Raw genomic sequence first — 22,786 nt, 5'->3', positions numbered from 1 at the left:
TCAGATTCCCAGTTCGCGGCGTTGTTCGACGACCCGCCAGTCGGGGTCCTTGAAGACGCCCTCGAACATCTCCTTCACGCTGGGCTTGGACTTGCCGAGGGTGCCCACGGCCTCCGCCTCCTTGACGGCGGCGCGCACCTCGGCGTCGAGCTCGGCCTGCAGGGCGGCGTGGCGGTCCTCGTCCCAGAGGTCCAGGCCGATCATGTGGGCCTTGAGCCGCTCCACCGGATCGCCCAGGGGCCAGGCCTCGGCCTCGTCGGCCGGCCGGTACTTGGTCGGGTCGTCGGAGGTGGAGTGTCCGGACGCCCGATAGGTGTAAAGTTCGATCAGGGTGGCGCCGAGGTTCATCCGCGCCCGCTCCGCCGCCCATTCCGTAGCCGCCCAGACAGCCAGGAAGTCGTTGCCGTCGACGCGCAGGCCCGGCAAGCCGTAGGCTAGGGCCTTGGCTGCGAAGGTCGTCTCATCAGCGCCGGCGATGCCCGAGAAGCTGGAGATGGCCCACTGGTTGTTGGTGACGCACAGGATCACCGGCGCCCGGTAGACGCTGGCGAAGGTCAGGGCCTCGTGGAAGTCGCCCTCCGCGGTCGTGCCTTCGCCGATATAGGCCAGGGCGATGGATTGCCCGCCCTTGAAGGCCGAGGCCATGGCCCAGCCGACGGCGTGGCCGAACCGGCTGCCGACATTGCCCGAAAGCGAATAGAAGCCGTAGTCCCGCGCCGAATAGAGAATGGGGAGCTGGCGCCCCTTGAGAGGGTCCTTCTCGTTGGAGAATATCTGGTTGCACAGGTCAATCAGCGGATAATTCCGCGCCATCAGCCAGCTCAGCACCCGATAGGTGGGGAAGCACATGTCGTCGCGGTCGAGGAAGAGGGATTGGGCGGCGCCGATCGCCTCCTCCCCCGTCGACTTCATGTAGAAGCTGGTCTTGCCCTGGCGGTGCGCCCTGAACAGGCGCTCGTCGAAGGCGCGGGTCAGCAGCATGGCGCGAAGGCCCGCCAGAAGCGTCTCCGTCGGAAGCTTGGGATTCCAGGGGCCCGACGCCTCCCCGTTGTCATCGAGCACCCGCACGAGGCCGAACGGCAGGTCGCGCATGTCCGCCTCCGCCGAGGTCGTCTCGGGGCGACGGGTGTCGCCCGGCTCGGGAATGAGCGAGCGGTCAAAGGCGGGCGCGTCGCCGGGACGGGCGACCGGCTCGGGAATGTGAAGGCGCAGAGGAGGACGGTTTTGCATGATCTCGACCGAGGTTGAGCCACGATACTGGCCCATCCCGTCGGGCGCCCCGTTCTCGAAATCACGCCAAAAAGTTCTAAGATAGAAATGAAAATCTATTACTGAAATAGTTTCTGGATTAGAAATCCTCGCTGGCTGTTTTCGAGAGCGCGCCCCATGTCGACCTTTGAACCTGACGAAATCGACCGCCGCATCCTCGACGTGGTCCAGCGCGTCTTCCCCCTGACGACAGCTGAACTCGCCGACCGCGTCGGACTGTCTCAATCTCCATGCTGGCGTCGCCTCAACCGATTGAAAGCCGAGGGCTATGTCGTGGACGCCAGACCGCGCCTGGTCGCTGAAAAGCTCGGCCTCCACACCACGATCTTCGCCAACGTCAAGCTTTCGGCCCACGGACGGACCAATCTCACGGAATTCATCGACGCCGTCTCCCGGCTGCCGGAGGTCATCGAGATCCACCCCACCATGGGACCGTTCGACTTCCTGCTCCGGATCATCACCGGCACGGTTGAGGATTATCGCGAGCTCGCCTTCGGCCGCCTGCTCACCCTGCCCACCGTGCAGGAGATCAACTCGACCATGTCCCTGGGCGCCGCCAAGATGACGACCGCCCTGCCCTTGCGTTGACGCTCGCCTGCCCCCTTCGCCGGGCCCCGGCGTTAGCCCGGCGGCCGCCTTCGCCTGGTCTGGCCAGGGTCAGGGCGTCGTCCCGGCGGGCTCCGGCCCGACGTCGAGATCCGGGGTTTCGTCCCGCCACCGCACCGAACCGGCCGGTCGCTCCAGCAGCCGACGAACCTGGACCGGCGCCTCGGGATCCAGAAGCGCCCGGCTCTCGTCCAGCCCCTCCCGTCCCGAGCCCTCGCCCCGATGGACCAGATGCTGGTAGTCGTTCCAGGTCGGGGCGTGGAACCGCTCGGTCCAGCGCGTGGCGTCGGAGATATCCCGGGCGATGGACCATCCGTAGCCGCCGGTGCGCAGGCGATAGCGGCGCACCTTCTGCATCACGGCGTAGAAGGCGCGCGCATTGCGCGCCGGCACGACATAGTCGATCTCGATGACGATCGGACCGCTACGGGGCGTGATGTCGAGTCCGACGGCGGGTCCGGCCCGGTCGAGCCGCCGTTCCTCGGGCGGCAGGGACATGTTCGGCAGCCGCAGCCACAGGCCCGCCAGGGCCGACGTCGCCATCAGCAGTCCCGCGACAAGCAGCGTGTCGCCCACGCCGATCTGGTCGGCGCAGCGGCCCCATCCCCAGGCGCCCAGGGCCACGCCTCCAGCGATCGTCGCCTGGAAGATGGCCAGGGCCCGCCCGGCGACCCAACGCGGAGCCGAGACCTGGATGGAGATGCTGTAGAGCGTCAGCACGCTGGTCCAGGCCACGCCGGCGACCAGGAGCGCCATCAGGGTCGCGGCCTCATGACGGCTCGCGGCGACGACGATGATCGCCGCCCCCATGACGACGGCTGAAAGGCGGCTAGAGGTTTCAGTCGTAAGACGGCGGCGGATCGACGGCAGGATGACGGCGCCGATCACCGCCCCCAGTCCGAAGGCGCCCAGAAGCAGACCATAGACCGGGGCATCGCCCTGCAGGAGCTCGCGGGCGATCAGCGGCATCAGGGCGGGAACGACGCCGCCGATCAGGCCGAACAGGAGGGTTCGGACAATGAAGGCCCGATGGGACGGGGCGTAGCGGATGAAGCGAACGCCAGACACGAGGGCGCGCCAGAAGGTCTCAGGGGCCAGTCGCGCCGGCTCCTGCTTGCGCTTCCACAACAGCAGAACCGTCAGCAGCGGCAGATAGAAGACGGCGTTTGCGGCGAAGGCGCCGATCGCCCCCACCGCTGCGACGATGACGCCGCCGATGGCGGGCCCGAAGCTTCGAGCGACATTATAGCTGATCCCGTTGAGCGCGATGGCCGACGGCAGGGCCTGGCCCGGCACCTGTTCGGAGACCGAGGCCTGCCAGGCCGGGCCGAAGACGGCCATCCCGCTGCCGACGACGAAACAGAAGGCCAGCAGGATCGGCGGCGTCAGGAGCCCCAGAAGCGTCACCACGCACAGACCGACCGCCCCGGCGAGCGCGAAGCTCAGCGCCCCGATGCAGACCAGGCGTCGGTCGAACATGTCCGAGATTGCTCCGGCCGGCAGGGCGAAGAGCATGATGGGCGCCATCAGGGCGGTCTGGACCAGGGCCACCATCATGGCGTCGTCGGTCAGCCGACTCATGCTCCAGGCCGCGCCGACCCCCTGTATCAGGATGCCGAAGTTGGACAGCAGGCTCGCCGACCAGATGCGTCGGAACACAGGGACGCGCAGGGGCGCGAGCAGGCCCTCTTCGCGGACGGCGGCGGTCATGGTCGCCTCCGCGAGACGCGCTGCTCGTGGGACAGGAAGAGACGCCGCGCGCGCGCCGCATCACCGGCGGCGAGGGCTCCGGCGATCAACGGGCCGAGACCGTGGCGGTCGTGGTCGGCGACCGGCGCAATCGCATCGACGACAGCGCTGAAGATCTCGATGGCGGCGTCGCCCGAAAGCGCGCCGAACCGGGCGAGCGACAGGCCGGGCCCATCCCCTGCCAGCGCCAGGGCGCGACGCTCCCTCGGCATTTCGGCGATGGCGCTGAGCGCCTTGAGGCCCAGCTGGCGCCGCAGGGAGGTCGCATCCTGGGGATCGATCTCCGTCCGGCCCAGATAGTCGAGAGCGCGTCCCATCGCTGCGGCGGGCTCGGGGACGGCCACGACCAGGCCGCCGGCGCGACCGCGCTCCATGCGGACAACGGAATGCTGCTCCAGCATGCGGACGGCCTGGCGCAGGGTGCTCACCGTGACGCCGTATCGCGCCACAAGATCTCCGGCGCCGCCGATCCGGGCTCCGGCCGACCAGCCCAGAAGTCGCACGTCGCGCAGCAGCTCCCTCGCCAGGCGCTCGGCCGGATGGCCGCTCCCGTCCGGCAGTTCGCCCTCGATCACGGGCACCTGCCGTTGGTCGCGGTCGATGGCGCTCCAGGCCGCCTGGCTGTCACGAACCAGCGCCAACTGGCGTTCCCGGAGTTCGAACAGGGCTCCGACGTCGCCGGCGATCTGCGCCTCGATCATCTCGAGAAGGGAGTCCCACCAGGCGCCGCGGTAGGCCAGGCCGCCCGCCAGGACGCTATAGGGCGCCATGTCCTGCCCGTACTCGGCGATTGTCTGGTAGGCGAGGCCGGCCAGCGGGTCCTTCACGAGGCCGCGAATGGCGCTCAGCAACTGGCGGATCTCGCCCATGCGCGGCAGGTTGGTTTCCGAGTCGCGCTTCAGTCGCCAGGCGAGCTGGCGCACCTGTTCGCACTCGTCAGGGTCGAGACGGGGCGTCGAGGTCAGAAAGACATGGGTGTCGACGGCCTTCAGGAGCCGGTCGGCGGCATAGGGCCCCTGCATCCGGCTTTCCAGCAGGATGGCGAGGGCCCGCCCGGCGGGCTCCGGATCCGGCGGGGCGACGATGAGCCCTCCGCCGATTCCCCGCTTCATGAAGGCCACGCCGCGCGCCTCGAGGATGCGGGCGGCCTGACGCAGCACCGAACGCCCGACCTCGTGGCGGGCGCGCAGGTCCTGCTCGGACGCGACCAGGGCGCCGGACCTCAATCCGGCGCCCCGGATCATGTCCGCAAGGGTGTCCGCAAGCTGAACTGCGACGGGATCGGTGGCCATTCCTGCTCTACTTCCGTCCGCCGTTCCGGCGTCTCGGTCGGCGGACATGTGGGAGACGACGCCGTCCCTTCGGAGCCCCCGGGCGATCGAAACGACGCAAGCGCCGCCGACCGATATCCGATCCCTGGGCCAGCGGGAAGGGAATGTCGATCGGCGACGCTCGGCCGGGCGACCGGCCGGCGGTCAGGAGCCGAAGGCGTACCTCAGCTCCACCCCGAAGAAGCGGGGCTGCCCGTACAGATAGGTGGCGACGCCGAACTCGCTTGTGAGCTGATTATTGGTGCCCGTGACGTAGGTCTCGTCGGTGGCGTTGCGGATATAGGCGGCCGCGCTGACGCCCGTCCCCCTGATGTTGCGCCAGTCCGCCCGCAGGTCGATGCGGGTATAACCCTCCAGATTGGCGCCCTGACTGGATAGTGCGACCAGAGGATTGCCGTTGGGCACATTGGCGGGATCGGTGGCGATGCCGCTCTGGTGGTAGATGCTGGCCAGGGCCGAAAGCTCGCCCATGCCCTGCGGCAGCGGGATCTCGATCCGCGGCGTGAAGTTCAGCTGGTGTTCAGGGGTATTGGGGAATTTGCTATTCGACAGATCGCCGAGCAGGGCGTCCGTGTAGCTGTCGTACTTGGCGTCCAGATAGGTGTACTGGAGCGAGGCGCTGAACCAGTCGGACGGTGCGACGGTGAGATCAAGGTCCAGCCCGGCGATGGAGCCGGCGGCGGCGTTGCGGGTCACCGTCGAGGCCGGCACCGTGGCCAGATTCACAAACCTCTGGATATTGGTGTAGTCGTCGTAGAAGACGTCGACGGCGTAGCGCACCTGCCAGCCGCCCAGGGTGGACAGCCCCTTCACTCCGGCCTCGTAGTCGGTCACCTCCTCGGGCTGGAAGAACCGGTCGGCGGGATTGATCGCGGTGCCGTTGAACCCCCCGCTCTTGAAGCCCTTGCGAACAGTCGCATAGACATTGAGGTCGCGGCTAAACTGATAGTTGGCGGCCAGGTTCCAGGTCGTGGCGTCAAAGGAAACGTACATCCTGGCGCCCGCGCCCGCGCCCAGCTCGGTCGGATAGGGTTGGAGCGGCGAGAAGAGGACAAAGGTCTGGGACGGTCCGCTGGACCTCTCATCCGTCGTCTTGCGCAGCCCGCCGGTCAGGGTCAGCCTGTCGGTGACGGCCCAGTCGATCTGGCCGTAGACGGCTTCGCTGCCCGACGAGGACTGGGCGATATTGACGGCCTGGATGACGCCGCCGTTCGGCAACAGCCCTGGAATGCGAACGAACTGGCGCGTGTCGAAGCCGTAGTTGAGAGGCGTTTTTGCGTCCTCGGTGAAGTAGCCGACCACCCCGTCGATGTTCCAGACGTTGAACTGGGCCTGGAACTCCTCGCTGGTGTATTTGGACTTGTTGCCGAGGGGATTGGTCACATGCAGGACCGTCACCGGGCTGCCGTCGAGGTCGTAGGACTGGCCTGCGGTGGAGCGTCGCTGGCTGTAGATGTTCTTGAACGTCAGATGGTCATTCAGGGCCCAGGTCGTGGTGTTGATCCATCCCTGACTGTCCAGCTTCATGTAGTCGGGCTCGTAGTTGGTGGCGATCGCACGAGGGCCGCGCGCCTTCTGGGCCGCAAGCGCGGCCTGGAGCTGGCCGTAGATGGGCTGGTTCGAATAGGAGGGCGCGATGACCGCCAGAGAGAGGCCGGACCCGGCCTCGTCCACATTGACGTCCTGATACAGGAGGGTGTTCTCGAAACCCTCGAACGGACGCGCGGTCAGGCTGATCCTCCAGGACTCACGATGCTCGTCGTCCAGCTTGTCGCCGTTCGTGACATTGTCGGTATAGCCCTCGCGGCGCAGCACCTGGCCGGCCACGCGGAACATCAGCTTGTCGCCCAGGATCGGGCCGCCGAGACCGAACTCGAGGTCGCGACGCTCATAGTCTCCGAAGCGGCCCAGGACATAGCCGTTGAACGCCTCGCTGGGCGCGCGAGGCGCGAAGAGGACGGCGCCGCCGGTGGTGTTGCGTCCGAACAGGGTCCCTTGCGGCCCCTTCAGGACCTGGATGCCCTGAAGATCGAAAATTGCGTCGCCGAAGGACGGCACCTCCGCGAAATAGGGAACGACGCCCGGAGAATTCTGGCCGAACGCCTGGCCCTGCCCCCGGATCGAATAGGTGATGTTGTTGCGGTTGGCGGTGGTGTTCTGAACGCTGAGACCGGGCGCGACCTGGCCGAGATCGTTGGCGTCGCGAACCCCCTTCTCCTCCAGGAGCTCCTGGCTCAGCGCGGTCACGGCGAGAGGCACCTCCTGCAGCCGCTCCTGGCGTCGACGCGCCGTGACGACGACGTCGTCGATGGCGGAAACCTGATTAGGGTCACTGGTTGAAGGCGTCGGCGACTGCGCGAATCCGAAAGTAGGCGCGGTCATACAGGTGGCGAACAGCAGGCCGGACAGGCCGATCCTGCGAATTGGGCGCGCGGAATTAGCGCCAGAAGCGTGGTGCGTCATCGTTCCCTCCAATGCCGGCCGCGCCCATTTTTGGGCGCTGGTGAGAAGGTCCCCCTGCCGTGCATTGAACAAATCAGTCTCACATGTGCAGAATATCGGCAAGAACATTCGTCTGAGGTCAGAATTCTCGTTTCTCCGCGAAAGCCGCTGCCTTCACCTTGAGGTCACGCATTGACGCGAATTCGGATTAGAGAATGATTGACTGATTTCAGAACACGCGGATAGATGAGGCGATCGGCCGGAGAGCCAGAACCCAAAACCAGTCACACATTAGGATGAGCGCCCATGTCGGACCCGGCTGAAACCCCCGCCCTGGACACCCGCGGCTACGCCGTCCGGGACCCCTATTTCGGCGCGCCCTACATCGACCGCGACGAATGGCGCGAGGCCCCCCACCCCCATCGCAACATCCACGGCGGCTTCGAGAACACAGACACCCGTTTCACCTTCTACTTCCCCGCCGAGGAGGAATGGGGCGGCCGGATGTATCATCCGCTCGAAGGCGCCCACGCCGGCCATGAAGAAGCCTTCGCCGGCGCGATGGGCGCCCTGCTCGGCGGCCTCGACATGATGGTCAAGCTCGGCGGCTACATGGTCGAATCCAACTCGGGCCATATCGGCGACGACGTCGATCCGCGCGCCGGGATCGATCCCGGGCTCTACGGCTATCGCGCCAGCGTCGAGAGCGCGCGCTTTTCCAAATTCGTCTGCCGCCAGGTTTTCGGCCGCGAGCCCGACTACAGCTATGTCTGGGGCGGCAGCGGCGGAGGGCGGCGCTCGCCCCTCTGCCTCGAGTACGGCGACGGCGTCTACGACGGCGCCCTGCCCTTCATGGGCGGCGGCAATGTGGAGCCGCACGGCACCAATGCGCGCGTCCGCAGTGAACAGCCCTTCTCGTTCGGCAGCATGTTCAACGTCCAGCGCCTCTTGCGCGGCGACAAGCTGGACCGGGTCATCGACGCCATGGCGCCCGGCGGAGGCGGCGACCCCTTTGTCGGCCTCTCCCAGCACGAGCGCGAGGAACTGGCCAACCTGTACCGCCTCGGCTACCCGCGCGGCGACGAGTTCATGATCGCCAAGCCCATGGGCCAGATCTGGCTCTGGTGCTCGATCGCCGGCATGCTCCTGGAAGAGGACGCCGACTATTTCGCGCGCTTCTGGGACACGCCCGGCTATGTGGGGCACGACCGCCCAGAGGTGGTGGCGGACGACCTCATCGACATCGAATTGCCGATCAGCCGGATCATCACCGCCCAGGACCTGATGGGCGAGGAATTCAGTGCGCCCGAGTACGCCGATGCAAAGGCAATGATCCTGCTGATGGCGTCGAGTTCAGGGGCCTGGGACCTGCCGGTGGCGATCGAGGTCAAGGGTCTCGAGGGCGGCTACAGCACCGGCAGCGGCGTCCTGATCCAGAGCGGAGACGCGGCGGGCCGGCAACTGTTCTGCACCCGCGCCGTCGGCGACATCTGGTTCTGCGACGGCCGCGCCGACGCCAATATCCTGCGCTTTCGCGGGGTCGAGGTCGGCGACAGGGTCCGCCTCGACAACCACGCCTTCCTGGCCTTCTGCTATGCCTACCGGCACCATATTTCGGACGACCCGCTGAACGACTTCCTTCGCGTCGACGGCCGTCCCGTCTATCCGCAACACGGCGTGCCGGCCCAGTCGCCTCTCATGGGCGTGCCCTACTCCGGCCAGTATTCGGGCAGGCTGCTCTGGATCCACCACACCCACGACGCCTCGCTGTGGCCGCCCCAGGGCGTGATCTACAAGCGCGCGGTCGAGGACGCCCAGGGACCGGAGGCGGCCCGGGAGAAGTTCCGCCTGCAATGGACGCAGAACGCCGAACATGTCCCGCCCATGCTCCTGCCCAGCTGCGCCGAACGCGCCACCTCGACCTGGCTGATCAACTACATGCCGATCATCGAACAGGGCCTGGTCGATCTCGCAGCCTGGGTCGAACAAGGCGTCCCGCCGGCCGAGACCGCCTATGAGTTCGCCGACGGCAAGGTCAGCCTGCCGTCGTCGGCCAAGGCGCGCGGCGGCGTCCAACCGGTCGTTGCGGTCACCGTCGACGGCGCCGTCCGCTTCGACGCCAAGGTCGGCCAGCCGGTGACCTTCACCGCACAGGCCGAAGCGCCTGAAGGCGCCGGAACCTTCACCCAGGCTCAATGGGACCTGGACGCCTCAGGCGCCTTCGCCGTCGAGGCGGAGGTCCCGCCCGGACAGACCGAACTGATCCTCAGGACCACGACCCGCTTCGACCGGCCGGGCGTCTATTTCGTCACCTGCCGCGTGCGCCTGAACCGGGAGGGCGATCCGACGGCGCGGCGTCAGCTTGAGAATCTGGCGTCGGCCCGGGTCGTCGTCGCCTGATCCCAGGCCGGCGCGTCATCGACCCGCCGCCGCATCCGCCCCAACCGCCGGGACGGCCCGAACCACAACACCCAAGGGAGGACTAGCGTGACCTTATCTGTGAAATCCAGGCTTCTCGTCTGCGGCGCCGCCGCGGGAGCCGCCATCCTGTTTCATGGCTCCGCCGCCTCGGCGGGGACCTGCGAAACCGCGGCCATCCAGGCCGCAGCGCCGGCCGATACTGTGATCACCTCGGCGACCCCGACAGCGGCCCCCGTGCCGCACTGCCGCGTCGAGGGCTATGTCGTCACCACCAACCCGGGCCCCAACAAGGTCAATTTCCGGCTCCAGCTGCCGGATGAGAACTGGCGCAACCGCTACTACTTCATCGGCATGGGCGGCGCGGCGGGCTACGTCCCGTCGGACTCCCAGATTCCCGCCGGCAATCCGCTCGTGCAGGGCTTCGCCGTCGCCGGGACCGACACCGGCCATACCGGCCACATCCTCGACTGGAGCTTCCTGTCCGATCCCGCCCAGGCGCGCGACCATATCGACCGGGGCGCCCACGTCACTGCGGTGGCGACCCAGCAGATCACGCGCGCCTACTACGGCGGCGCGCTGTTCTATCGCTACACCTCGGGCTGCTCCGGCGGCGGGCGCATGTCCACCGAAGCCATCGAACGCCACCCCGAAGACTATGACGGCGTCCTGCTCGGCGCCCCTGGCGGCCGCAGCTCGGCGACCATGCTCGCCTTCATCAACGCCGCGCAGCAGATGGCGCGCGAGCCGGGCTCCTGGGTCTCCCCCGCCAAGTTCGTCATGCTCGACGCCAAGGTCACCGCCGCCTGCGACGAAATCGACGGCGCCAAGGACGACATCATCCAGGACCACACCAAGTGCAGCTTCGACTTCGACGCCCTGGCCTGCAAGGACGGTGATCGTCCCGACTGCCTGACCCAGCCTGAGCTCAAGAGCATCAAGGCCATCGTCGCCGGTCCGCGCAGCCCCTCCGGCCTCATCAAGGTCGGCTTCCCGATCTCCAACATGAGCGTCTGGGCCGGCTTCATGGGTCAGGTCCCCCCGCCCTGGTCCGACGCGGCCACGGTGGAGAACATGGCCCGCTCTTCGCCTGGCTATGTGATCGGCAGTTCCCTGGCCAAGGTGCTCTTCGGCCCCGACTTCGACGTGATGACCATGGACCTGAACGACCAGGCGACCATCGACGCCTGGTGGGAAGCGACCCGCAAGCTGGACTTCGGCGCCCCCTACAGCGCCAACCTCGCCCCCTACCGCGACCGCGGCGGCAAGGTGCTGATGTGGAACGGGGTCAGCGATCCCTGCTGCATCGACACCGAGATGGAGCAGTACTACGCCGACGCCGCCCGATCGGTCGGCGGCATGGATGATCTGCGCCAGTTCGCCAGCTTCTACCGCATCCCCGGCATGGGCCACTGCGGTTCGGGCACCGGCCCTGGCGATGCGCCGGACGTCCTGATGACCGAACTGATCAACTGGGTGGAAAAGGGCGAAGCCCCCGGTCCGGTCGTCGCGCACCGTGGCGCCGAGCGCCTGCAGCTTCTGTTCGCCGATCCGGCGACCAAGACGGTGTCGGGCGTACTCGTGCCGCCGCCGACCGGATCCTCGCGCGACTTCCTGCTCTGCCGTTACCCCGAGGTCGCGGTGTTCGATTCCGCCAAGGCGGGCGCGCCGGGCGCCGTCTACGACGCAGCGAACTGGCGCTGCAAGGCGGCCCCGCAGACCTGACCGCGACCGGCCTCTGAGGCGAAAACGCCGCTTCGCTCCGGCGAGGCGGCGTTTTCCGTTCTCTTCAGGCGTCGCCGACGAGCCCCGCAGGGCCTTGGCCCCGCCTCGGCGGGGACAGGCTCCCGCCGCCCAGGCCGTCGTCGCGCGCGCCGCCGACTATTACGATGGCTTCGACGCAGAACTGGGCCGCTGGTTCGAGACCTGCCCGGACCGTGCGGCCCGCACCGGCCTGACCCGCGGCTGCGTCACCCATGTCGATTTCGGCGCCCAGCGCGCGGGCGTCAAACGTCCTGCTTTCGGTCTCGGCGGCCCTGAGCCCCTGGCCCCCGGGTTCTTTCTGGGCGGCGCCGGCATTCATCCCGGCGGAGGCGTTTCGGGCGGTCCGGGCCGACTGGTCTCCCGGCGGGTCCTCGACTACCTCGCTCGCGGGGGCGCGGTCAGGTCATCACCCCGGAATGCAGCGCCAGCTGCCCCCCGTCCGCATTCATGATCAAGCCCGAGACATAGGCGGCGTCGTCCGACGCCAGGTAGGCGATGGCCTGGGCCTGCTCCTCGGCTTCGCCCATCCGTCCCAGGGGCACGCGCGCGATACGGGCCCTGAGCCTTTCAGGGTCCATGCCGTTCGCCCCGGTCGTCAAATCCGTGGCCGTGATGCCGGGACAGACGCAGTTGACGCGGATCCCGTGACGCCCCCACTCGACGGCCAGCGACCGGGTCAGGCCGACCACGCCATGCTTGGACACGACATAGCCGATCTGGTTCGGCACGGCCGCCAGGCCGGCGATGGAGGCCACGTTGACGATCGCCCCGCGTCCGGCCGGGATCATCGCCGCCTTGGCGACTTCCCGAGACCAGTAGAACTGGGAATAGAGGTTGGTGCGCACCACCCGGTCCCAGGCGATGAAGTCCTCCGCGGGAGCCACGACCGAAATCCCGACATTGTTCACCAGGACATCGATGCGACCGCAGCCCCGCATGACCTCGGCGACCGCCTCGGCGGCGAAGGTCTCGTCGGCGGCGTCGCCCGGCAAAGCCAGAGCCCGGCCGCCTGCGGCCTCGATCCCGGAGACGGCCGCCGCCGCCAGTTCCGGGTTCAGATCGTTGAGCGCCACGAACGCGCCCTGTCGCGCCAGCAGGAAGGCCGCGGCCCGGCCTATCCCCCCGCCCGCGCCGGTGACGACAGCCACCCTGCCCTTGAACCTGTCGGACGCCGGGTCCGGTGAAAGCGACGGGGTCATGCAAGCTCCGTGTCTAGCGAGGTGATTTCATGGCGGCGGGCGCGACGACCCGATCCTGGCCCGCGATCAGGCCGGACAAGACAAGACCGAGGCCGATCACGGCCGCCAATCCGGCCACGGCCTCGAACCCGCCGGTCCACTGGTGCAGCAGGCCGACGCCGAGCGGCGACAAGGCCGCCGGGACATAGCCTACGCCCTGGGCCATGCCGGACAACTGCGACGCCGTCTGGCTGTCGGCCGAGCGCAGGAGCACCAGGGTCAGGGCGAGAGAGAACAGGCCGCCCTGGGCCAGTCCCTGGACGACCGCCCAGACCCAGACGCCCGACAGGGGCGCCAGCAACAAGCCCAATAGCCCTCCCGTCGCAGCCAGCGACAGGAGCAGGGCCAGGCCCCGCTGGTCCGGCCGCCGCGCCGCCGCCGCCGGTATGGTCAGGGAGGTGGCCAGCTGGACCAGGATCAGAACGGACAGGACCAGGCCGGCGGTCTCGGCGTCGAGGCCCCGCTCGCGCAGGATGGGCGGCAACCACCCCAGGACACAGAAGGCCAGGGCCGACTGAAACCCCATGAAGAGCGCCACGCTCCAGGCCAGGGGGTGACGCCAAAGCCCCGGAACCGGCGCGGCGCCCGCCCTAGCCCCCTGCGCGCCGCTCCCCGCCAGAGGCAGCCAGATCAGGCAGATGACGACGACTGGCGCGGCCCATATCGCCAAGCCCAGGCGCCAACCGCCGCCAAGCGCGGTCTCGACCGGAATGGTGACCGCAGCCGCCAGGGCCGCGCCGCCGGAGATGGCCGTGACATAGGCGCCCGTCAGCCAGGCGGAACGGGCCTGAAAATCGCGCTTCACGAGCGCCGGCAACAGCACATTGGCCGTGGCTATGGCGGCGCCAGTCAGGATCGAAAACGAGAACAGGGCCCAGACCGGCCCTAACGCGCGACACGCCGTTCCCAACGCGATCAGCACGAGGGCGCCCAACAGGCTGCGCTCCGCACCCCAGAGCCGCGCCAGCTGCGGCGCCAGGGGGGCGAAAACGCCAAGACACAGAACCGGCAGGGTCGTGAGCAGGCCGACCTGCCAAGGCGCCAGACCTGTCGCGAGGGCGACCTCGGGCAGGCGCACGGAAAGACTGGCGAACACCAGCCTCAGACAGAATGCGGATCCGACGATTCCAACCGCCAGGAGGCGTCGATCGGGCCCTCCGGCCAGGCGCAGGGACATCATTCAGGCTCCGCCCCCTCCAACGACGCGAAAGAACTTCACCTCGTGACTTGCAAGTTATCATTCGACAGTGAGAATATGATTTCAATGACAGACACGCAAGGCAGGCCATGCTGATCGACGTCCATGCGCACCTCTTCACCCCCGGCATGCTGAACCGGCATCCGTTCTGGGGCCCCTTCATGAAGCCGCAAGGCCTGACGGTCGGGCATTTCTCCCTCGGCACCAAGCAGCCCGCCAAGGCGACGACCGATGCGGAGGCCGAGGCCAACCTCCTGGCGCGGATGACCCACGAGGCGCGTCTGGCCGTGATGGAGCAGCGCGGCGTCGACAAGCTGGTCCTGTCCACCCCCTCCCACGCCTTCATGTACTGGGCCGGGGAATTCGGGACCGAATACGCCCGGATCTGCAACGACGAACTCTCCGCCTTCTGCCGCGTCATGCCGGACAAGTTTGATTTCTGGGCCCATGCCAACCTGGCCGATCCGGAAGCCGCGGTGGAAGAGATCGACCGCGCCGTTCGGGTGCTGGGGGCCAAGGGGTTGTGCGTGGGCGGCACCAATTTCGACGGTATCCAGACCTATGATGAAAGACTGTTTCCGGTCTGGGCCAAGCTGGTCGAACTCGACGTGCCCATCATGGTCCACGGCTTCAATCAGTCGATCTATCTGGGCGAGCGCCATCACGAGGATCGGTTCGAAACCACCTCCATCGTCGGCGACTGCGTCGATGAGACCCTGTTCTTCTGGTACCTGATCTGCGGCGGAGCGCTGGACGCCTTCCCGAGCCTGAAGACCTACATCACCCATGCGGGAGGCATGGCCGTGTTCCAGCTGGGCCGCCTTTCGGAGCTGAACGGCGTCATGGCGCCGGACGCCCGCAACCAGCGTCCGTTGATGGACTACATGAAGAATTTCTACTTCGACCTGGACCTCCACCACCCGGCCCTGCGTCGCGCGGTCGCCGAGGTCGTCGGGGCCGACCAATTGGTCTACGGGACCAATTTCGGCGGAGCCTACGACTATGGCGACCTGACCGAGGGGATCGATCTGTCCGACAGCGATAGAGAGAAAATTCGCAGCGGCAACGCCATCCGCCTTCTCAAGCTCGACATGAGCCTACCGCCTTCAAGTCCATGATTTTCAAAAGCTCACGGCCCGAATTTTCGCGCCCGACGGCGCTCAGGGTTTGCTTTGACGGCCAAACGCCATTCGCGATAGAGAATAACTGAACAACTTCTATAGATCCGTTCAAAAAATACCGCGCCGCCTGCGACGCGCACAATGGTTCAACGAGGCCCCAGAGGACCTCGACAGGAGGAAATCACATGCTGATCGATCTTCACGCCCACGCCCCGCTGCCCGGCTATTACAATCAGGATCCCCACTGGGGCCCCTTCTTCGAGAAACACGACGACGGCCATATCCGCCTGCGCGTGGGGGAATGGATTCTGTCCCTCGGCTCTCCGGAACGACGCGCCGCCGTCAATCGCGGCGAGACGATGGAAGTCGCCGAGTTCATGTCCAAGTGGAATGATCCGAAGCACCGCCTGGCCGGGATGGACGCCCTCGGCCAGGACGCACAGGTCCTGTCGGTGCCCTCGCACTGCTACATGTATTGGGCTGATCCCGCCTTCGCCAACCGCTTCTCGACCAAGGTCAACGACACCCTCGCCGACTACTGCGACCGTTCGGACGGCCGGCTGATGATGTGGGCCACCGCCGCCCTGCAAGACCCGGTCAACGCCGCCAAGGAGATCCGTCGCGCCTGCACGGAACTGGGCGCCAAGGGCCTCAGCGCCGGCGGCTCCAACTTTGGCGGCATGGAGTTCGACGACCCGCGCATGGACCCGATCTGGGAGGTTCTGTGCGACCTGGACCTGCCGATGTTCGTGCACGGCTACAACCAGTCCGTGACCTGGGGGGCCAAGGCCAACACCGACAAGTACGAGACCACGGCCATCGTCGGCATGAACTACGATGAGACCAAGTGCTTCTGGTACCTGATCTGCGGCGGGGTCCTGGACCGCTTCCCCAACCTGAAGGTCTATATCACCCACGCTGGCGGCTTCGTGCCCTATCAGCTGGGCCGTCTGGCGCAGACCATCAAGAACCTCGACGTGGTCCACAACAAGAAGGATCTCGAGGAATACCTGCCGAACTTCTGGTTCGACCCCGAACTGCATGAACTGCCGATGCGCCAGGCCCTGGTGGAAGTGATTGGCGCAGACCGTCTGGTATACGGCACCAATTTCGGAGGCTCCGACGCGATCCGCGGCGACCTGACGACCGGCCTTCGGATGTCGGCCGAAGACCTCGAGAAGGTGCGCTGGAAGAACGCCGTCGACCTGCTCCACATCGACCTCGACAAGATGGGACGCGCCAAGACGCTCGTCGCCGCCTGACCCCGTCAGGCTGACGGCGGCGCCCGCGCCGTCGTCAGCCGCCCCCGCCCCCTTCGCCGCTGCCTGCAAACAACAGGACCCCCGATGCCTCGCCATGGCGATTGCAAGATCTGCACGATGCTGGAGACGGCTCCGCCCGAGAACCTGGTGCTCGACGGCGAACACTGGGGCGTGGTCGCCATGCGCGAGGCGGCCGGCGTGCTGATGGTCTTCACCCGCGACCACGACCAGGGCGTCGGCTCGATCTCGGACGCCGCCGCCGCCAGCTTCGGGCCGCTGATCAAGACCCTTTCGGCCGGCCTCTCCGCCTCCGGATTTGAAAAGACCTCGGTCATCTCGCTCGGCGACAACGCCGTCCATACCCACTTCATGCTCGTGGGCCGCAAGCCGGCGGACGCGCCCATCTTCGACAATACGCCGCTGATGGCCCGTCTCGCCTGCAAGGAGGGCGAGCGCGCCCGCGCCGTCGCCGGGCGCCTGCGCGACGGGCTCAAGAACTCAGGACTGACCGCATGAAACTCGCCCTATGCAGCGACGGCGGCGCCCCCTTCTGGGCCGTCGTCGACCCCGAGGCTGACGCCGCCCGTCCGATCTCCGGCGGGATCGCCGACTGGGGTCCCCGCGTCACACGCGGCGAGGGCGAAGCCGCCCTGAGGTTCGAGGGCCCTGCCCGCGCCCTGTCGACGCTGAGGCTGCTCGCGCCGTGCGAGCGGACCAGCAAGGTCGTCATCGCCGGGGCTAACTACAGCAAGCATCTTGTCGAATTCGGCGTCGCTGCGCCGACCCAGCCGATCGCCTTTCTCAAGGCCTTCGGCGCCCTGATCGGCGCGAACGATCCCATCCGGTACCCGCCCCTCACCGAACAGCTCGACTATGAGTGCGAACTGGTCGTGGTGATCGGCACGGACGAGATCGACCTGGACGACCCCCTCGCCTGCGTCCTCGGCTACACCGCCGGCAATGACGTCAGCGCCCGCGACCTGCAACGCAGCGGCCCGCCGGGCATAGGCATGGATCTCTACGCCGCCAAGAGCCAGGACCGGGCCACCCCGGTCGGCCCCTGGATCGTCACGCGCGATGAGTTCCCGGTCGGCAGCCCCGCCCTGCGCCTGTCCACCACGATCAACGGCGAAGTCCGTCAGGATGGAACCACAGCAGACATGACCTGGGATGTTTCAGCGCTGATCCGCTTCGTCCAGGCCCGGGTGAGCTTCGGCGTCGGCGACCTCTTGTTCACCGGCACGCCCGAAGGCGTCGGTCAGGGCTCCGGGCGATATCTGAACCCGGGCGACCTCGTCGAGGTCGTGCTGGAGGGCGTCGGCGCCCTGCGCAATGTCGTCGGCCCCAAGACCCTGGCCTGAACGACGGACCGGGGCCGACGAAGGCGCCGAGGCGGGCCTAGGCCGGCTTGAGGGCCCTGAGGACGGCGTCGATCGTCGCCTGAAGGCGCAGCGCCAGGGGCTTGCCGTCGCGCGCCGACACAATGGTCTCGCTCAGCGCCAGCCGCACCATCATTTCGGCAATGGCGTTCCGGTCCACCACCACGCCGATGTCGCGCTCCCAAGCGTCGAACACCGATTCCAGCGCCGTCAGAACCCGCGCAATGAAATGGTCGAAGTTCGACTCGAAATACTGCAGCACGAAGGCTGGCTCGACATGCAGGAACTGGGCCCCGCGGTGGGTTTCATTGTTGGAGACGCTGTACTTCAGAAAGGCGGCGAACCGCTCCGCCGGCGTCTTGCAGCCCGCCATGGCGTGGCTGAGCTCTTCGTCGGTCTCGGTGCGAAGACGCAGGACCACGGCTTCGAGCACCGCCTCCATCGAGGGGAAGTAGCGATAGAGGGTCCCGCGGGAAATCTCGGCGGCGTCACAGACCTCCTGGGCGGTGATCCGCGGCGTTCCGTGATTCATCATCACGTTCTGGGCTGCCGTGATGATGTTCTCGATCGTTCTGGCGGCGCGGGGATCCGCACGGCGCTTGCGGGCAGGCGCATCCGGCGGCGCGGCGTCTGTGAGGGCCGAACGCTCGACCGGAGCCTCCGGGCGAGCCCTTCTGGCGTTGACGGTCATACGTATCTTGCTCCGGGAGTTCAGGCGGGACCGTATCCGGTCGGGACCGATCACGCAAACCGCGCCCGCCTGTCTGGACGATATTTCGATACATAATAGTCATTTCTGTATAGAAAATTACAGGAAAATCCGCCTGTTTCACGCCTTGGAGGACCGTCGCACATGCATATCGATCTTAGCGCCAAACGGGTGATCGTAACCGGCGCCAGCCGCGGAATCGGTCGGGCGGTCGCAACGGCCTTCGCCCAGGAAGGCGTGCGCCTGGCGATCTGTTCGCGCAGCGCCGACACCCTGGAGGCTGTCGCCGCGGACCTGCGGGCCCTCGGCGCCGCCGACGTGATCGCGGTTCCCCTGGACGTGCGCGACACCGCTGCAGTGCGTGCCTTTACGGCTCAGGTCGCCGAGGCCTGGGGCGGGGTCGACGTGCTGGTCAACAACGCCGGCCAGGGCAAGGGTGGAAGCCTGGAAACCCTGGAGCCCGAGGACATCCTCGACCACGCCGACAATATCCAGGTCGCCCATTTCCGCTTCGCGCAGGCGGTGGTTCCGCACATGCGCAAGCAGAAGTGGGGCCGCATCATCAACATCAACGCCCTGGCCGGGGCCCTGCCGACGCCCGACGGCATTCCCTCGGTGACCAACCGCGCGGCCGGCATCGCCCTGTCCAAGCTGCTGGGACAGCAGCTGGCCAAGGACAATATTCTCGTGAACAGCCTGAACATGGGCTGGATCGACACCGGACAGTGGGACCGGCACTACAAGGAGATGCCCTCGACCATCAGCCGCGAGGAATTCCTCGAGATGGTGGTCAAGATCGTGCCGCTGGGGCGCTTCGGCCGGCCAGAAGAGGTGGCCCATGTCTGCCTCTTCCTGGCCAGCGACCTGGCCAGCTTCCTCAGCGCGGCGTCGATCGACGTGTCGGGCGGGCTCCAGGGCGCGATCGCCTACTACCCCACGCTGAAACGCGAGATGCAGGATCTGGGGCGAGCGCGCGAGGCCACGCTCGCCGCCGAGTGACCTAGTAGGCCTCGCCCTGGGGATAGAGCGCCAGCCGGGCGATGTTCGCCCGGTCCGGCTGCTCCAGCATGAAGCGGATGGCGCGAGCGATGTCTTCGGGGTCGAGTGCAACCGGGTTCTCGACCTTGGCTGCGGCCATCATCTTGTCGAACATTTCGCTCGAGGTCGAACCCGGCGCGATGGTGCCGACCTTGACGCCGGTTCCCGCCAGTTCGATGCGAAGCGACTGCGTGAAGGCCTCCAGCCCGTGCTTGAGCCCGCCGTAGACCCCGCCCGCCCGCGAGATGAGATAGGCGCTGATGCTGGAGACATTGATGATCGCACCCGACGACTGGCTGCGGAATTCGCGGGCGAAGACGTAGGAACTGCGCACCACCGCCTCGAAGTTCACACGGATCATGTAACTGACCGCGTCCAGGTCGATGGAGTCCATCGTCCCGACCGCCATGACGCCGGCATTGTTGACGACCACATCGGCGCGTCCGAACCCTTCCTTGGCCAGGCCCAGCAACTGCTCCGGCGTCCCGGCCTCAGCGATGTCGGCGGCCAGCAGGACGCTGGGCCCCGGCAAGGTCGCCGCCAGGGCCTCAAGCTTCTCCAGGCGGCGGCTGGTCAGGACCAGATTGCAACCGGCCCGGCTGAGTTCCAGCGCCGTCGCCGCGCCGATGCCGGTCGAGGCGCCGGTAAGGACGACCGTCTTTCCCTTCAGGTCCATTGGCCCGGCGCCTTCTTCATGCTCTCGATGGTGGGACGCATGTCGGCGACACTGGGCAGATGGGCGGTGAAGCCGCCATCGACCGAGAGGATCTGGCCGGTGACATAGCTGCTCAGGTCGGAGGCCAGGAAGACCACCATATTGGCGATGTCGCGCGGCACGCCCAGTCGCGGCACCAGGCAATGGCTGAGGAAGATGTCCTGGATATGGGCCGGCAGCCGCTGCTCCATACCGGGCTGGATGATCAGCCCCGCGGCTATGGCGTTCACCCTCACCCCCCTCGGACTATAGGCCGTGGCCATGTGCCGGGTCAGGGCGTTGATCGCCGCCTTGCTGGCGGCGTAGGCGAAGTTGCTCACGTCGCCGGACAGGGACTGGCCGGACGAGATGTTGACGATCGATCCGCCGCCCCGCTCCAGCATGGAGGGAATGGCGTATTTACAGAAAAGCATCGGGGCGCGGGCGTTGATCGACTGGACCTGGTCCCACAGCTCGACCGGCATGTCCGGTATGTCGAGGTCGCGCGAGGAGAAACCCGTCGCCCCCGCGTTGTTGTCGAGAATATCGACGCCGCCGAACGCGGCGACGCACGCCTCGACCGCCCCACGGATGTCATCCTCGCGAGTGATGTCCCCGGCCTTGCAGGCGACGTCGTGTCCCTGCCCCTTCAGCCGCTCGGTCACCGCTTCAAGTTCGGCCGCCCGCAGATCGGTCAGCAGGACCCGCGCCCCCTGTTCGGCCAGGGCCAGGGCCGTCTCCGACCCTATAGACCCCGCCGCGCCGGTGACCAGCGCGACCTTCCCATCCAATAACGCCATACCCTCGCCTCCCTCTCGTCGTCGGCTTCAGCCGCCCTGTTGTTCCATTTCAGCCACGTTCGCAGGCCGCGACTGATATCCCGGCATATGCAGGCCGCCGTCGACATTGATCAGTTCGCCTGTGACGAAGCGGGACATGTCCGACGCCAGGAAGACCGCCACCGGCGCGATATCTTCTTCGGGATCCCCGTTGCGCTGAAGCGGCTTCATCGCTGCGACCCGCTCGGCGAACCCCGGCGAATCCGCCGCCATCTTCTGGAACACCGTCCCCATGGCCGCCGGCGACAGCAGGTTGACCCGGATGTTGAACCGGCCCCACTCGTGCGCCGCGCTGCGGGTCAGGCCGCGAAGGGCGGACTTGGTGATGCTGTAGTCCGAGTTCAGCCACGCCCCGGTTTCGACGTCGATCGAGTAGAAGTTGACGATCGAGCCGCCGCCCCTGGCGATCATGTGCGGCCGTGCAGCCTGCATCGCCCACCAGCCGGCCCACAGGCCGGAGTGCAGGGTCGCGTCGAGCATTTCGTCTGTCTTGTGCTCGAGAAGGACCTTGGGGCTCAGGGTGAAGGCGTTGTTGATCAGGATGTCGATGCCGCCGAACCGTTCGACGGTCGCCTCGACCGCGCCCTGGATCTGTTCCTTCACCCTGACATCGGCCTTGAGCACCTCGGCCTGACCGCCCAGCTCCTCGACCAGCTCCTGGCGAATCGTCGCGCAGTAGTCGTCATTGTACTCCGCCACCATGACCGAGGCGCCCTCGCGGATGAATTTGCGAGCAATGCCTCTGCCGATGCCGCCGCCCCCGCCGGTGACCAGGGCGACCTTGCCGTCAAGCAATCCCATCAGAGCAGTTCCTCGGGGGTGCGGACCGTGGTTCCGAGAATCGGACCGACCAGTTCATGCCCCCAGTAGCTGAGACGCTCGGCGTTGAGTTCGAACGGATCGCCGGGCCAGGGATGGGTTTCGGCGATCACCTCGACGGCGAAGCCGGACGGCGAGAAGTGATAGAAGGAGAAATGGGGATCCTGGGTGTGCTGACCGAGGGTCATCTGCACCGGGATGCCGCGCTTGTTGACGATGTCCCAGGTCTCGCCGACATCGCGCAGATCGCCCGTCAGCAGGCCCATGTGCTGGACCCCCATCCGACCCGGCGCATGTCCGTAGCCGATGTCATGACTGGTCAGGTTGTTGAGCCCGGCGCGGTAGAAGCCCGTCTTGCCCTTGCCCGCGCCCGAGCCGTACCACTGGAAGCCCATGATGTTGATCAGGAAATCATCCAGCTCCGGTCCGTATTCCGGGGTGATCACCACGACATGGCCGAAGCCGCGGCCATGGGTGTTGAAGCCGCCGTGGCGGCGTCCGGGAATGAAGGAGTCGGGCTCGCCCTTCTGGCCGTAGAAGAGTTCGTACTGGTAGCCCACGGGGTCCTTGAACCGGACCACGTCGCGCACAGCACGGCGCGTCCGAAGATCGTCCGTCCCGTACTCCACAGCTATGCCGGCGTCCTCGAGCTTCTTGACGGCCTTCTCGAAGGCGATCCGGTTGACGCATTCCCAGCCGATATAGGCCAACTTGTCGATGGGGCCCGGCTGGAAGGCGAACCGATAGCGGCGGTCGTCCATACGCAGATAGAGGGACTCCGGCTCGTCCTCGGGCGACGGGGCGACAGCGAGGCCGAGCACCTCGGGGCCATAGGTGCGCCAGGCGCTGATATTGGGGCTTTCAAAGCCGAGATAGCCGATGCCGCGGATATCCATTGTCCTGATCCTTG

General features: G+C 67.0%; 20 protein-coding genes. 8 read left to right on the top strand and 12 right to left on the bottom strand.

Annotation, left to right across the window (positions count from 1 at the left end; genetic code table 11):
• Entirely contained in the window at positions 1-1,266 is a 1,266-nt protein-coding gene (locus tag ACFYLW_RS16000; protein WP_312784992.1) for a thiamine pyrophosphate-dependent enzyme, read from the bottom strand.
• Positions 1,267-1,386: 120 nt separating this feature from the next.
• Here ACFYLW_RS16000 and ACFYLW_RS15995 point away from each other — a divergent pair, with 120 nt between their 5' ends.
• Positions 1,387-1,857 (top strand): Lrp/AsnC family transcriptional regulator, encoded by a 471-nt coding sequence (locus ACFYLW_RS15995; RefSeq protein ID WP_312784994.1) that lies wholly within the window; start codon positions 1,387-1,389, stop codon positions 1,855-1,857.
• 69 nt (positions 1,858-1,926) lie between these two features.
• Here the strand turns inward: ACFYLW_RS15995 and ACFYLW_RS15990 are convergent, their stop codons facing one another.
• The 3 genes from ACFYLW_RS15990 to ACFYLW_RS15980 form a co-directional block, all read right to left on the bottom strand.
• Entirely contained in the window at positions 1,927-3,585 is a 1,659-nt protein-coding gene (locus ACFYLW_RS15990; protein WP_390183237.1) for an MFS transporter, read from the bottom strand.
• Complete coding sequence (locus tag ACFYLW_RS15985; protein WP_312784998.1) at positions 3,582-4,916, bottom strand: GntR family transcriptional regulator; 1,335 nt, start codon at positions 4,914-4,916, stop codon at positions 3,582-3,584. The genes ACFYLW_RS15990 and ACFYLW_RS15985 overlap by 4 nt, the downstream gene beginning before the upstream one ends.
• A 183-nt stretch (positions 4,917-5,099) precedes the next feature.
• On the bottom strand, positions 5,100-7,337 hold the full coding sequence (locus ACFYLW_RS15980) for a TonB-dependent receptor (protein ID WP_390183235.1): 2,238 nt from the start codon (positions 7,335-7,337) through the stop codon (positions 5,100-5,102).
• A gap of 366 nt (positions 7,338-7,703) precedes the next feature.
• On the opposite strand from ACFYLW_RS15980, the gene ACFYLW_RS15975 reads away from it, so the two are divergent.
• The gene (locus ACFYLW_RS15975) at positions 7,704-9,797 is read left to right on the top strand and encodes a hypothetical protein (RefSeq protein WP_390183234.1); all 2,094 of its coding nucleotides are present in this window, start codon (positions 7,704-7,706) and stop codon (positions 9,795-9,797) included.
• A gap of 87 nt (positions 9,798-9,884) precedes the next feature.
• On the top strand, positions 9,885-11,540 hold the full coding sequence (locus ACFYLW_RS15970) for a tannase/feruloyl esterase family alpha/beta hydrolase (RefSeq protein ID WP_312785004.1): 1,656 nt from the start codon (positions 9,885-9,887) through the stop codon (positions 11,538-11,540).
• Between the two features lie 64 nt (positions 11,541-11,604).
• On the opposite strand, the gene ACFYLW_RS15965 is transcribed toward ACFYLW_RS15970, so the two are convergent.
• The 3 genes from ACFYLW_RS15965 to ACFYLW_RS15955 all read right to left on the bottom strand — a co-directional run bounded on the left by ACFYLW_RS15965 (position 11,605) and on the right by ACFYLW_RS15955 (position 13,997).
• Positions 11,605-11,793 carry a hypothetical protein gene (locus tag ACFYLW_RS15965; protein WP_312785006.1) on the bottom strand — a complete coding sequence of 63 codons (189 nt, stop codon included), beginning with the start codon at positions 11,791-11,793 and terminating at the stop codon, positions 11,605-11,607.
• Positions 11,794-11,977: 184 nt separating this feature from the next.
• Positions 11,978-12,778: an SDR family NAD(P)-dependent oxidoreductase gene (locus ACFYLW_RS15960; protein WP_312785008.1), complete on the bottom strand. Its 801-nt coding sequence runs from the start codon at positions 12,776-12,778 to the stop codon at positions 11,978-11,980.
• Positions 12,779-12,791: 13 nt separating this feature from the next.
• Entirely contained in the window at positions 12,792-13,997 is a 1,206-nt protein-coding gene (locus ACFYLW_RS15955; RefSeq protein ID WP_312785010.1) for an MFS transporter, read from the bottom strand.
• Between the two features lie 107 nt (positions 13,998-14,104).
• Between ACFYLW_RS15955 and ACFYLW_RS15950 the strand changes: the two genes are divergently transcribed.
• The 4 genes from ACFYLW_RS15950 to ACFYLW_RS15935 all read left to right on the top strand — a co-directional run bounded on the left by ACFYLW_RS15950 (position 14,105) and on the right by ACFYLW_RS15935 (position 17,759).
• Complete coding sequence (locus tag ACFYLW_RS15950; protein ID WP_312785011.1) at positions 14,105-15,133, top strand: amidohydrolase family protein; 1,029 nt, start codon at positions 14,105-14,107, stop codon at positions 15,131-15,133.
• Between the two features lie 188 nt (positions 15,134-15,321).
• On the top strand, positions 15,322-16,398 hold the full coding sequence (locus tag ACFYLW_RS15945; RefSeq protein WP_312785012.1) for an amidohydrolase family protein: 1,077 nt from the start codon (positions 15,322-15,324) through the stop codon (positions 16,396-16,398).
• Positions 16,399-16,482: 84 nt separating this feature from the next.
• Positions 16,483-16,914 (top strand): hypothetical protein, encoded by a 432-nt coding sequence (locus ACFYLW_RS15940; protein ID WP_312785013.1) that lies wholly within the window; start codon positions 16,483-16,485, stop codon positions 16,912-16,914.
• Positions 16,911-17,759 (top strand): fumarylacetoacetate hydrolase family protein, encoded by an 849-nt coding sequence (locus ACFYLW_RS15935; RefSeq protein ID WP_313103671.1) that lies wholly within the window; start codon positions 16,911-16,913, stop codon positions 17,757-17,759. Before ACFYLW_RS15940 ends, ACFYLW_RS15935 begins: the two co-directional genes overlap by 4 nt.
• Positions 17,760-17,796: 37 nt before the next feature.
• Here ACFYLW_RS15935 and ACFYLW_RS15930 read toward each other — a convergent pair whose 3' ends face one another.
• Positions 17,797-18,468 carry a TetR/AcrR family transcriptional regulator gene (locus ACFYLW_RS15930; RefSeq protein WP_312785015.1) on the bottom strand — a complete coding sequence of 224 codons (672 nt, stop codon included), beginning with the start codon at positions 18,466-18,468 and terminating at the stop codon, positions 17,797-17,799.
• Between the two features lie 162 nt (positions 18,469-18,630).
• On the opposite strand from ACFYLW_RS15930, the gene ACFYLW_RS15925 reads away from it, so the two are divergent.
• Entirely contained in the window at positions 18,631-19,485 is an 855-nt protein-coding gene (locus tag ACFYLW_RS15925; RefSeq protein WP_312785016.1) for an SDR family oxidoreductase, read from the top strand.
• 1 nt (position 19,486) lies between these two features.
• On the opposite strand, the gene ACFYLW_RS15920 is transcribed toward ACFYLW_RS15925, so the two are convergent.
• Genes ACFYLW_RS15920 through ACFYLW_RS15905 form a run of 4 tightly spaced genes read right to left on the bottom strand, consistent with a single transcriptional unit; the run spans position 19,487 to position 22,772 of the window.
• The gene (locus tag ACFYLW_RS15920; RefSeq protein ID WP_312785017.1) at positions 19,487-20,200 is read right to left on the bottom strand and encodes an SDR family oxidoreductase; all 714 of its coding nucleotides are present in this window, start codon (positions 20,198-20,200) and stop codon (positions 19,487-19,489) included.
• On the bottom strand, positions 20,191-21,018 hold the full coding sequence (locus ACFYLW_RS15915; RefSeq protein ID WP_312785018.1) for an SDR family NAD(P)-dependent oxidoreductase: 828 nt from the start codon (positions 21,016-21,018) through the stop codon (positions 20,191-20,193). Before ACFYLW_RS15915 ends, ACFYLW_RS15920 begins: the two co-directional genes overlap by 10 nt.
• Before the next feature lie 27 nt (positions 21,019-21,045).
• Positions 21,046-21,858: an SDR family oxidoreductase gene (locus ACFYLW_RS15910; RefSeq protein WP_312785020.1), complete on the bottom strand. Its 813-nt coding sequence runs from the start codon at positions 21,856-21,858 to the stop codon at positions 21,046-21,048.
• On the bottom strand, positions 21,858-22,772 hold the full coding sequence (locus ACFYLW_RS15905) for a VOC family protein (protein WP_312785022.1): 915 nt from the start codon (positions 22,770-22,772) through the stop codon (positions 21,858-21,860). The genes ACFYLW_RS15910 and ACFYLW_RS15905 overlap by 1 nt, the downstream gene beginning before the upstream one ends.
• Positions 22,773-22,786 lie beyond the last annotated feature (14 nt).

The organism is Brevundimonas sp. NPDC007368 (genome assembly GCF_042869015.1).
In the GTDB taxonomy this organism is placed as follows: domain Bacteria; phylum Pseudomonadota; class Alphaproteobacteria; order Caulobacterales; family Caulobacteraceae; genus Brevundimonas.
Note: the sequence above shows the minus strand (reverse complement) of the source record. Positions and strands in the feature narration are given on the sequence as shown.